This window comes from Spiribacter curvatus (assembly GCF_000485905.1).
Classification (GTDB): Bacteria; Pseudomonadota; Gammaproteobacteria; order Nitrococcales; family Nitrococcaceae; genus Spiribacter; species Spiribacter curvatus.
This window is the reverse complement of the sequence record NC_022664.1, coordinates 1,330,924-1,342,007: the sequence shown is the minus strand read 5'-3', so window position 1 is coordinate 1,342,007 and position 11,084 is coordinate 1,330,924. Positions and strand designations below refer to the sequence as shown.

The 11,084-nt window shown below is 61.4% G+C and carries 9 protein-coding genes; 7 read left to right on the top strand and 2 right to left on the bottom strand.

Translation table 11 applies throughout. The annotated features are described in order from the left end of the window. Window positions 1-29: 29 nt before the first annotated feature. Window positions 30-1,427, bottom strand: coding sequence for a Si-specific NAD(P)(+) transhydrogenase (gene sthA, locus SPICUR_RS06560; protein ID WP_023367311.1), 1,398 nt, complete (start codon window positions 1,425-1,427; stop codon window positions 30-32). A gap of 87 nt (window positions 1,428-1,514) precedes the next feature. On the opposite strand from sthA, the gene SPICUR_RS06555 reads away from it, so the two are divergent. The 6 genes from SPICUR_RS06555 to SPICUR_RS10005 all read left to right on the top strand — a co-directional run bounded on the left by SPICUR_RS06555 (window position 1,515) and on the right by SPICUR_RS10005 (window position 8,642). Then, the gene (locus tag SPICUR_RS06555) at window positions 1,515-3,692 is read left to right on the top strand and encodes a malate synthase G (protein ID WP_023367309.1); all 2,178 of its coding nucleotides are present in this window, start codon (window positions 1,515-1,517) and stop codon (window positions 3,690-3,692) included. Between the two features lie 167 nt (window positions 3,693-3,859). Then, a complete protein-coding gene (locus SPICUR_RS06550) occupies window positions 3,860-5,017 on the top strand; it encodes a TRAP transporter substrate-binding protein (RefSeq protein ID WP_023367307.1) in 1,158 nt (385 codons plus the stop codon). A gap of 80 nt (window positions 5,018-5,097) precedes the next feature. Beyond that, window positions 5,098-5,715 carry a TRAP transporter small permease subunit gene (locus SPICUR_RS06545; protein WP_023367305.1) on the top strand — a complete coding sequence of 206 codons (618 nt, stop codon included), beginning with the start codon at window positions 5,098-5,100 and terminating at the stop codon, window positions 5,713-5,715. After that, window positions 5,712-7,130 carry a TRAP transporter large permease gene (locus tag SPICUR_RS06540; RefSeq protein WP_023367303.1) on the top strand — a complete coding sequence of 473 codons (1,419 nt, stop codon included), beginning with the start codon at window positions 5,712-5,714 and terminating at the stop codon, window positions 7,128-7,130. Before SPICUR_RS06545 ends, SPICUR_RS06540 begins: the two co-directional genes overlap by 4 nt. A gap of 43 nt (window positions 7,131-7,173) precedes the next feature. Beyond that, window positions 7,174-8,481, top strand: a complete 1,308-nt coding sequence (locus SPICUR_RS06535) for an amidase (RefSeq protein ID WP_237220322.1) — start codon at window positions 7,174-7,176, stop codon at window positions 8,479-8,481. After that, window positions 8,478-8,642: a hypothetical protein gene (locus tag SPICUR_RS10005; protein ID WP_158499832.1), complete on the top strand. Its 165-nt coding sequence runs from the start codon at window positions 8,478-8,480 to the stop codon at window positions 8,640-8,642. Before SPICUR_RS06535 ends, SPICUR_RS10005 begins: the two co-directional genes overlap by 4 nt. A gap of 166 nt (window positions 8,643-8,808) precedes the next feature. Here the strand turns inward: SPICUR_RS10005 and SPICUR_RS06530 are convergent, their stop codons facing one another. After that, entirely contained in the window at window positions 8,809-10,347 is a 1,539-nt protein-coding gene (locus SPICUR_RS06530; RefSeq protein WP_023367297.1) for a CoA-acylating methylmalonate-semialdehyde dehydrogenase, read from the bottom strand. Window positions 10,348-10,540: 193 nt separating this feature from the next. Here SPICUR_RS06530 and tpx point away from each other — a divergent pair, with 193 nt between their 5' ends. Beyond that, on the top strand, window positions 10,541-11,050 hold the full coding sequence (gene tpx / locus SPICUR_RS06525; RefSeq protein WP_041382386.1) for a thiol peroxidase: 510 nt from the start codon (window positions 10,541-10,543) through the stop codon (window positions 11,048-11,050). Window positions 11,051-11,084: the final 34 nt, after the last annotated feature.

Below are 11,084 nucleotides of genomic sequence, written 5' to 3'. Positions count from 1 at the left end.
CCTTGAGCGCTCCCTTTCCAATGGCTCAATCAGGCGACGCGGTTATAACCGTTGAGCGCTGCAACCCGGTAGCCCTCAGCCATGGTCGGGTAGTTGAAGGTCGTATTCAGAAAATAGCGCAGCGTGTTGTTCGGTGCCGGCTGCGCCATGATCGCCTGACCGATGTGCACGATCTCGGCGGCCTGGTCGCCAAAGCAGTGGATCCCGAGCAGTTCCAGCGTATCGGCGTGGAACAATAGCTTGAGCATGCCCATGGTCTGGCCGGAAATCTGAGCGCGCGCCAGATCCTTGAAGAACGCATGTCCGATCTCGTAAGGCACCTGAGCGTCGGTGAGCTCGCGCTCGGTCTGACCGACGGAGCTGATCTCGGGGATGGTGTAGATGCCGGTCGGGACATCATGGGCGAGTCGATAATCGCAGTGTCCGTCGAGCATATGCGTCGCCGCGTACCGGCCCTGGTCGTAGGCGGCGCTGGCAAGGCTGGGATAGCCGATGACATCGCCGATCGCGTAGATATGAGGTTGTGCGGTCTGGAAATTGTCGTTGACGTCGACCTGACCGCGTCCGTTGGGTTGGATACCGATGGCTTCGAGACCCATTCCGTCGGTGTTGCCGCTGCGGCCATTGGCCCAGAGGAGTAGATCGCCGCGTACCCGTTTGCCCGACTGCAGCGCCAGGGTGACGCCTTCGTCATCGGCCTGGATGGACTGGTACTGCTCGCGGTGCCGGATCAGGACGCCGTGCTCGCGGAGGTGATAGGAAATAGCGTCGGATATCTCATCGTCGAGGAACGCAAGCATGCGCTCTCGGGTGTTGATCAGATCGACCTTGACGCCCAGCCCGCGGAAGATCGAAGCGTACTCGCTGCCGATGACACCGGCCCCGTAGATGATCACGCTACGCGGGGTGTGTTCGAGCGACAGGATCTGATCGCTGTCATGGATCCGCGGGTGACTGAAGTCCACATCTGCCGGTCGATATGGACGGGAGCCAGTCGCGATCAGGAAATGCCGGGCGGTCAGCCGGTGGGTGCGACCATCGATGCCGGTCAGCGCCAGCGTGTGTTCGTCCTCAAAGCGGGCCGCCCCAGTGAGTACGGGGACGTCGTTGCGCTGATAGAAACCGCTTCTCAGGCCGACCTGCTGATCGATGACGCGACGGGCATGGTGGAGCATTGTCTGAAAGGACAGGTGGCGTGGTTCCCCCGCCTCCCGGAACAGGGGGGAGCTGTTGTACTCCATCAGCCGTCGGACATTGTGGCGCAGTGCCTTGGAGGGAATCGTACCCCAGTGGGTACAGCCGCCGCCCACTTCACGGTGGCGCTCAACCATCGCCACGCGTTGCCCGCCCTTGGCGAGTTTCATCGCCGCGCCTTCGCCGGCGGGGCCGCTGCCGAGGACGAGTGTGTCGTAGTGGGCGTCATCCATGGGGTTCATCCTCCCGGCGATCTGCTTTATTTTAGCGACATCGTATTAGAGAACAACATTCACATCGATCATGACGGGGACGAGTTAATGACAGAGCGTGTTCAGCGAGCGGGGCTCCAGGTGGCGAAGCCACTTTATGACCTCATCAGCCAGTCGGCTATCGTCGGTACGGGCGTTGATGAGGCCCATTTCTGGGAAGGGCTGGCGACGCTGGTCAGCGAGCTGGGCCCGCGCAACCACGCGTTGCTCGCACAGCGCGACACGCTTCAGGCGCAGATCGATGAGTGGCATCGCCAGCATCCCGGGCAGCATGCCGCGCCGGCCTATCGCGGTTTTCTCGAGGAGATCGGTTATCTGCAGCCGCCGGTGGATGATGTGCAGGTGACAACGGCGCACGTGGATGCCGAAGTCGCTGAGATCGCAGGCCCGCAGCTGGTTGTACCCCTCAACAACGCACGCTACGCGCTGAACGCCGCCAATGCGCGCTGGGGAAGCCTCTACGATGCGCTCTACGGCACCGATGTGATCCCCGACAATGAAGGCATCGAGCGGCGCACTGAATTCAACCCGGAACGCGCCCGTCACGTGGTGGCCTGGGCAACGGCATTTCTGGACGCCAACTTCCCATTGGCGGCCGGCAGTCACGGTGATGTCACCGCCTATCGCATCGTCGAGGGTGAGGCGGGAGAGACCCTGCGTGTGACGATCGGCGAGGGCGGTGATACCGGCCTCGCCGAGCCGGCACAGTGGGTCGGCTTTGCCGGCGATGCATCGGCGCCGACTGCCGTGCTGCTGCGCCGCCACGGGCTGCATGTCGAGATCAGCATCGATTCCTCCGATCCCATTGGTCGCACTCATCCAGCCGGGGTTCGCGATCTGGTGATGGAATCGGCAATCACCTCGATTCAGGACTGCGAGGACTCGGTCGCTGCCGTGGATGGCGAGGACAAGGCGCTTGTCTACGCCAACTGGCTGGGCCTGATGCGGGGCGATCTGGAGGAGCGTTTCTATAAGCAGGGGCGGGAGGTGATCCGAACGCTCAATGCCGACCGGCACTACACCGGCGCGGGTGGGGATCCGTTCAGTCTCCAGGGCCGCAGCCTGATGCTGGTGCGCAATGTCGGCCATCTGATGACCACGCCGGCGGTTCTTGACGCCAATGGCAACGAGATCCCGGAGGGCATTCTGGATGCGCTGTGCACATCGCTGATCGCCATGCATGATCTTAAGCGCGAGGGCGGCAACAGCCGGACCGGAAGTGTGTATATCGTCAAGCCGAAGATGCACGGGCCGGATGAAGTCGCCCTCACGGTGGCGCTATTCGCGCAGGTCGAGCAGATCCTCGGGCTGGCGGAGAACACCCTCAAGATCGGGGTCATGGACGAGGAGCGGCGGACAACGCTCAACCTCAAGCGCTGCATCCACGAGGCCCGTGAGCGGCTGATCTTCATCAACACCGGCTTCCTGGATCGCACCGGTGACGAGATCCACACCAGCATGGAGGCCGGGCCGATGATCCGGAAGGCCGCCATGAAGCAATCCCGTTGGCTCAATGCCTACGAGGACTGGAACGTCGATACGGGCCTCGCCTGTGGTCTGGCCGGTCATGCCCAGATCGGTAAGGGCATGTGGCCCATGCCGGACCGGATGGCCGATATGCTCGACGCCAAGATCGGCCATCCGCGGGCGGGTGCCAACTGCGCCTGGGTGCCGTCGCCGACGGCGGCCACGTTGCACGCCACGCACTACCATCAGGTGGACGTCCGGGCGCGCCAGACCGAACTGGCCGGCCAGTCACGGGCCGACATCGACGATCTGCTGACGATTCCAGTCGCGACCGACACCGACTGGAGTGAGGTGGAGGTTGCTGCGGAACTCGATAACAACTGTCAGGGCATCCTCGGCTATGTGGTGCGCTGGATCGATCATGGGGTGGGTTGCTCGAAGGTCCCGGACATCAGTGACATTGGTCTGATGGAGGACCGTGCGACGCTACGTATCTCCAGCCAGCACATCGCCAACTGGCTCTATCACGGAATTGTGACCGAGACCCAGGTCATGGAGGCGATGAAGCGTATGGCGGCAGTGGTGGACCGCCAGAATGCCGACGATCCGACCTATACCCCGATGGGGCCGGGATTCGACGGCAGGGCTTTCGAGGCGGCCTGCGATCTCGTCTTCAAGGGCCGCGAGCAGCCGAGTGGTTACACCGAGCCGCTGCTGCACGCTCATCGCCTGACACTGAAGGCCCAGTCCCAGGCTTAGGCATTGATGGCAAATGTGATTTGCTCGAATGGCACAGATATGGTGTATTTCGAGGGCAGACTGATTACCGGCGTCCTGCGAGGCCGGTGACTGGTGCTGAGAGTGCCCTGCAACGATGGGGTGCGTTACAACAATGAGGAGGAGAGTGCAGCATGACCGAGTCTAGAGTGGATCATGTCAATGCAAACGCGGCAGAGCCGGATGGTTCGCGCCGGAAATTTCTGAAGAGCAGCCTCTCTGCGGCCGGCGGCATCGCTGCGGGCACGGCAGTCGTCGGTGCACCGTATGTGCACGCCCAGTCGCCAATCGTGCTGAAAATGCAGACGGCCTGGGGCGGCGGCAATATCTGGAACGATTTTGCCCAAGAATACGTGGATCGCGTGCACAGCATGTCGGGCGGGCGGATACAGATTGATCTGCTTCCGGCTGGCGCCATCGTGGGGGCCTTTCAGGTCATTGACGCAGTCAGCGACGGGATCATCGATATCGGCCATGAAGTGCCGGTCTACTGGTATGGCAAAAATAACGCCGCTTCGCTGTTCGGCACTGGTCCGGTCTGGGGTGGCGATGCGAACAACATGATGGCGTGGTGGTATGCCGGCGGCGGCAAAGAGCTGTACCGCGAGCTCACCCAGGACATCATGGGTCTGAACGTGGTCGGTCAATTTGGTTTTCCGATGCCATCCCAGCCATTTGGTTGGTTCAAAAACAGTGATGTCACCTCGGTCGAGGACATCCAGGGTCTGAAGTACCGGACCGTGGGTCTTGCCGCTGATCTGCTCAATGAGATGGGCATGTCAGTTGCTCAGCTCCCCGGCGGCGAGATTGTGCCAGCGATGGAGCGGGGCGTTATCGACGCCTTCGAATTCAACAACCCGTCGTCCGATAGTGATTTCGGTGCGCAGGATGTCGCTAAAAACTATTATCTGGGCTCTTACCATCAGGCCAGTGAGTCCTTTGAGTGGCTGTTCAACCGCGACATGCTCGAGAGCCTGGACGACGACCTGCAGGCGATCCTTCTGCATGCGGTCGAGGCGGCCTCAACGTCGAACACGGCCAGCGCGCTGGATCGGTACTCAGCCGACCTTGAGACGATGCAGACCGAGTCTGGTGTGACCGTACATCGGACTTCCGACGAAATCCTGGAAGCACAGCTGGAGGCCTGGAGCACACTCATTCCGAGGCTGGAAGAAGACGACTTCATGCGCCGTGTCATGGAAAGTCAGAAAGCCTGGGTTGAGCGGACCGTATTCTATGAGCTCATGAACCAGCCGGATCTGCAGCTCGCCTACGAGCACTTCTTCCCCGGCCGGCTCAACATGTAAATCGGGTGATCCGCCAACTGATCCGCCCCGGTCTCTCGACCGGGGTGGTTTTATGACAATCGGCTGAAAAAGAGTGATCTATGCTCCAGATCATCCACACGATTGATCGATTCACCACCTGGGTTGGGCGTAGTTTCGCCTGGCTGATTCTGCTCATGGCCTTCGGAATGGGGTATGAGGTGGTGTCACGTTATCTCTTCAATGCGCCGACGGCCTGGGCCTACGACATGTCGTATATCCTCTACGGCACGCTGTTCATGGTTGGCGGGGCATACACGCTTTCGCGCAATGCGCATGTCCGAGGTGACTTTCTCTATCGGCTCTGGAAGCCACGGACCCAGGCTGCTGTCGAGTTGACGCTTTATTTTCTGTTCTTTTTTCCAGGCATCCTCGCGCTGGTGTTCTCCGGCTGGAAATACGCTTCCCGCTCCTGGCAGTACCTGGAGACGAGTACCTTTTCACCGGCCGGGATTCCAATCTTCCATTTCAAGACGATGATGGTGGTGGGTGCCGTGCTGCTTCTGATTCAAGGCATTGCCCAGGTCTGCCGCTGCCTCGTTTGCCTTCGCACCGGTGAATGGCCCGCCGACGTCAAGGACGTGACCGAATTGGAAGATCAGCTTCTCGAGAGTGGCGGTGAGGGTTACGCGGACAACGCTTTGGACACCGCACCTGACACGGGAGGCAATGAACGATGACCGATCCTCAAATCGGGATCCTGATGTTAGGGGTCTTCATCCTCTCGATCTTTCTGGGGTTTCCCATCGCCTTTACGCTGATGGCGCTGGGTATCGCCTTCGGCTATTTTGCTTATTTTGAGCCAGGCCGGATGTGGCGTGCCTATGACCGCCTGGTGGAGCAGGGCGCTGAGGGCTGGGAAGTCTGGCAGGCCTATCTTGAAGGATTTCTGAACAACCGCATTTTCGATTTATTCGTCAACCAGACCTATTCGGTCATGGCGAACGAAGTGCTGACGGCGGTGCCCCTGTTTCTGTTCATGGGCTATATCGTCGAACGCTCCAACATCGTGGAGCGCCTGTTCTCCACGCTTTATATCGCGGCGCGACGAGTGCCCGGCGCCATGGGCGTTGCAGCGCTTATCACCTGTACGCTCTTCGCGACTGCGACCGGTATCGTCGGCGCGGTTGTGACATTGATGGGATTGCTGGCGCTACCGGCGATGCTCAATGCGCGTTACAACAACGCATTCGCATCGGGCGTCATTTGTGCCGGTGGTACCCTGGGGATCCTCATTCCACCGTCGATCATGCTGATTGTTTACGCAGCGGCAACGGGCACGTCGATCGTGCGGCTTTACGCCGGAGCGCTCTTCCCGGGACTGCTGCTGGCTGGCCTGTATATCAGCTATATCGTCATACGGAGTATTCTTCAGCCGTCGGTGGCGCCGAAGCCAACCGATGACGAGGTTGGGGACGTGCCATACAGCAGGCTACTGCTGATGATCCTGACGTCCTTTGTGCCCCTCGCGGTGCTCATCCTGGCCGTCCTCGGCTCAATCCTATTCGGTCTGGCCACGCCAACCGAGGCCGCTTCGGCAGGCGCGCTGGGTGGGCTGGCGCTATCAGCGATCTATCGGGCGCTAACCTGGGATAAACTGCGGGATTCGGTTTATCTCACCCTCAAGACGACGGCCATGGTGTGCTGGCTTTTTGTGGGGTCCTGGACATTCTCGTCGGTATTTTCCTATCTGGGTGGCGAGCATCTCATCACAGAATTCGTGGTCGGGCTCGACCTTAATACCATTACTTTCCTGATCCTCGCTCAGCTGATCATTTTCCTGCTCGGGTGGCCGCTCGAGTGGTCAGAGATCATCATCATATTCGTGCCGATCTTCCTGCCGTTGCTGGATATTTTCGGCGTCGATCCGCTGTTCTTCGGGATCCTGGTGGCGCTTAACCTGCAGACCTCATTCCTGACGCCACCGATGGCGATGTCGGCCTATTACCTCAAGGGGATTGCGCCACCGTCTGTGAATCTAGTGGACATTTTCAGAGGCTGTATGCCATTCCTCTTCTTTGTGCTCGTCGCGATGGTGGTGCTTTACGTGTTCCCGCAAATCGTCTTCTGGCTTCCGGATACTGTTTATGGTTGAGCGCGTAGAAATTGGAGACCCGGCGAGCCTCACGGTGTCGCAGATGGCGAGGCATTTGGCCGATGGTGCGTTGAGCAGCGAAACGGTTACCAAAGCCTGTCTGGCACGGATCGAGGCCATAGAGCCAAGTGTGCACGCGTGGGCCCATTATGACCCGCAGCAGGCGCTCATGCAGGCAAAAGAGGCCGATCGCCGGCGCGCAATGGGTTTGCCCCTCGGCCCACTCCACGGGGTTCCAATCGGCCTCAAGGACATCATTGATGCGCGTGGAATGCCGACCGAAAACGGCACCTCACTGGATGCGGGGCAACGCCCTACCCAGGATGCGACGCTGACACAGCGGCTCCGTAATGCGGGCGCGGTGATTGTGGGTAAGACCGTCACCAGTGAACTGGCGTACTTTCATCCCGGACCCACGACGAATCCTCACGATCCAGCACGTACGCCGGGTGGATCATCGAGCGGCTCCGCGGCGGCGGTTGCGGCCGGCATGGTGCCATTCGCCGTCGGTACTCAGACGAATGGCTCAGTCATACGCCCGGCCTCATACTGCGGCGTGATTGGGTATAAGCCAAGCTTCGGCTCGGTGCCACGAACGGGTGTGCTGAAGGCTGCCCAGTCGCTTGATCAGGTTGGGTTTTTCGCCCGCAGTGTCGAGGACGTCGCTCTGGCCGCGACGGTGATGGGGCCGGATGGTCAGGATCGCGACTGTGGATTGAATCCGGGACCATTGCTGGACACGGCGTTGTCAGCGCCGCCGGTTACCCCCGACATTGCGATGGTCCATACGCCATTCAGTGAGCGTCTTGAACCGGCAACAACCGAGGGGTTTGCAGAGCTGGTCGATCTGCTCGGTGAGCATGGTACTGAGGCGGCCCTGCCGGATTTATTCGGTCGGAGCGCGGGATGGCTCGCAACCATCATGGCCAGTGAGATGACGCGGAATCTCGGCCATTACGCTGAGCGCGATACGGATCAACTGAGTGATGCGTTCGGTGCATTAATGGACCAGGGCCGCAGCATCGCAGCAGTCGATTACCTCGCAGCTCGGGATATGCAACCGGTGCTGCGCGAGGCCCTCGATCCTCTGTTTGAGCGTTTTGACGCGATCATTACCCCGGCGGCGCCGGGCGAGGCCCCCGCCGATCTGAGCACGACGGGTGATCCGATCTTCTGCTCGCTCTGGAGCTTGTGTGGGCTCCCAGCGATTACGCTGCCGCTTTTGACAGGCCCCAACGATATGCCGGTGGGTATTCAGTTGGTCGGTGCTTATGGACAGGATGCACGGTTATTGAGAACGGCACGCTGGCTGCTGTTGCAGTGCAGCCCGGATGAGGAGACAGGCCCATGATGGATCGGGTTATGGCGGTGATCGCGTTACTGATGCTCGGCGCGTTCCTGTTGGTGGTGCCGCTTTTCGTGCCGCATATCGATCTGATGATCGCGATTATTGGGTGCGCGGTGCTGGCGACGTATGATATGTGGCGACATCTTGCCGTAAAAAGAAGCTAGCGGGCGTTTCAGTCCCTCTGAAGGGTCTAATACAAAAACCCGGCTCATGGCCGGGTTTTTAGTGGTCCGTCGCCCGTTGTCGGAATCAGCGCCCGGATCCTGAGGCCCTCAATGGGGCTCGTAGGGAACGGGAGCTCAGCATGAGCAGGGATGTGCCCGGCCTTGATTACATCGTTGGCATCACGAACTGGCTCCCGCCGTCGCGCACGCCCTTCGGCCAGCGGCTGGTGACGGTCTTCATCTGGGTGTAGAAGCGGACCGCGTCCGGCCCATGGGCGTGGAGGATGCCAAAGCGCGACTGCTTCCAGCCACCGAAGCTGTGGAAGGCCATCGGCACTGGGATTGGGACGTTAACGCCGACCATGCCCACTTCGACGCGCTCGCTATAGGTGCGGGCGGCATCGCCATCGCGGGTGAAAATGGCCGTGCCGTTGGCGTATTCGTGGCCATTGACGACGCCGAGGGCCGCTTCGAAGTCGGCGGCGCGGACCACGCTGAGGACAGGGCCGAAAATCTCTTCGCTGTGTACACGCATGCCCGGGCGGACGCGATCGAACAGAGAGCCGCCGATGAAGAACCCGTCGCTTGTATCGTCTCCCGGGAAATCGCCCCGCCGGCCATCAACGACAAGCTCAGCCCCTTCGGCAGTGCCGATATCGAGATAGCTGGCGACTTTGTCGCGGTGCTCGCGGGTGACCAGCGGGCCCATTTCGGGCTCGGGCTTGCTGAGGCCGTCGCCGATGGTGAGGGTCTTGAGACGGGCCTCCAGACCCGCCACCAAGCGATCGGCGGTCTCTTCGCCGACTGGAACGGCGACCGAGATCGCCATGCAGCGCTCACCGGCCGAGCCGTAGGCGGCGCCCATGAGGGCGTCCACGGTCTGCTCCATGTCGGCATCGGGCATGACCACGGCATGATTCTTGGCGCCCCCGAGGGCCTGGACGCGCTTGCCGTGGGCCGATCCGGTGGAATAGATATATTGGGCGATCGGCGTGGAGCCCACGAAGCTGATGGCGCCAACCCGCGGATCGGTCAGCAGGACATCGACGGCCTCCTTATCACCGTTGACGACGTTCAACACGCCATCGGGCAGGCCGGCCTCCTTGAGTAGTTCCGCCAGCAGCATGCTCGCCGACGGATCCTTCTCCGAGGGCTTGAGGATAAAACTATTCCCGCAGGCGAGCGCCACGGGCGCCATCCACAGCGGCACCATGACGGGGAAGTTGAACGGCGTGATGCCGGCACACACGCCCACGGGCTGTTGCATGGAGTGGCTGTCCACGTCGGTGCCGACGTTGGGCGAGTGCTCACCTTTGATCAGATGCGGAATGCCGCAGGCGAACTCGACGACCTCCAGGCCGCGGACCACCTCACCCCTGGCGTCGGAGAAGGTCTTGCCGTGCTCGCGGGTGATGCACTCGGCCAGCCGGTCGTGGTGACGCTCGATCAGTTCCTTGAAGCGGAACATGACCCGCGCCCGACGCAGCGGGGGCGTGGCCCCCCACGCGATCTGCGCGGCGGTGGCATGGGCGATGGCATGCTCCACCTCATCGACCGAGGCGAGCGCGACCGAATGAGTCCGCGCCCCTGTCGCAGGGTTGTAGATGGGGTGAGTGCGGCCGCCGGTGGCACCGGCGGCGGCTTCGCCGTTGATGAAGTGGCCGATCTCGCCGGTGGCGGTGGCGTCCTGGGATGCGGTGGCCATGGTCTCTCCTCCTATGGTCTCTCCACGGGCGAGTGTAGCGACTCAGACCATGTGACGATAACCTTGTGCGCGATCGTCACACGTTTATCCTATCGCCCAAGCGTGTGGTGGAAAGCGATTAAAACAATCAGACGCCGCCGCGATGGGGCCAATCGCCCACGCTGCCTCAACCGCGGTGAATGGAGAGCACGACATGACCACGATTACCCGACGCGGCGAGACCGTGCATATCAATGGTGACCTGCCGGCCGTGGGCAGCCCGGCCCCGGATTTCAAACTGACCCGTAAGGACCTGAGCGACGTCTCCCTGGCGGACTACGCCGGCCTGCGCAAGGTACTCAGCATTGTCCCCAGCTTGGATACACCGACCTGCGCGATGTCCGCGCGGCAGTTCAACCAGCGCGCGGCGGCGCTCGAGAACACCGTGGTGCTCAACATCTCCGCCGACTTGCCCTTTGCCATGGCGCGGTTCTGCGAGATCGAGGGCATCGAGGCCGTTGAGGCTCTGTCGATGATGCGCGACCGACGCTTTGCCACCGACTACGGCATCCTTCAGGTCGATGGCCCAATGGCGGGCCTCACCGCCCGCGCGGTCTTGGTGCTGGACACCCATGATGTCGTGGTCTACCGCGATCTTGTCCCCGAAATCCGCCAGGAGCCGGATTACGACGCGGCCCTGGCGGCACTCGAGTCGGCGGGCTGATCGACGGGTGATTGCTCGCCCCGCCATTGTCGGT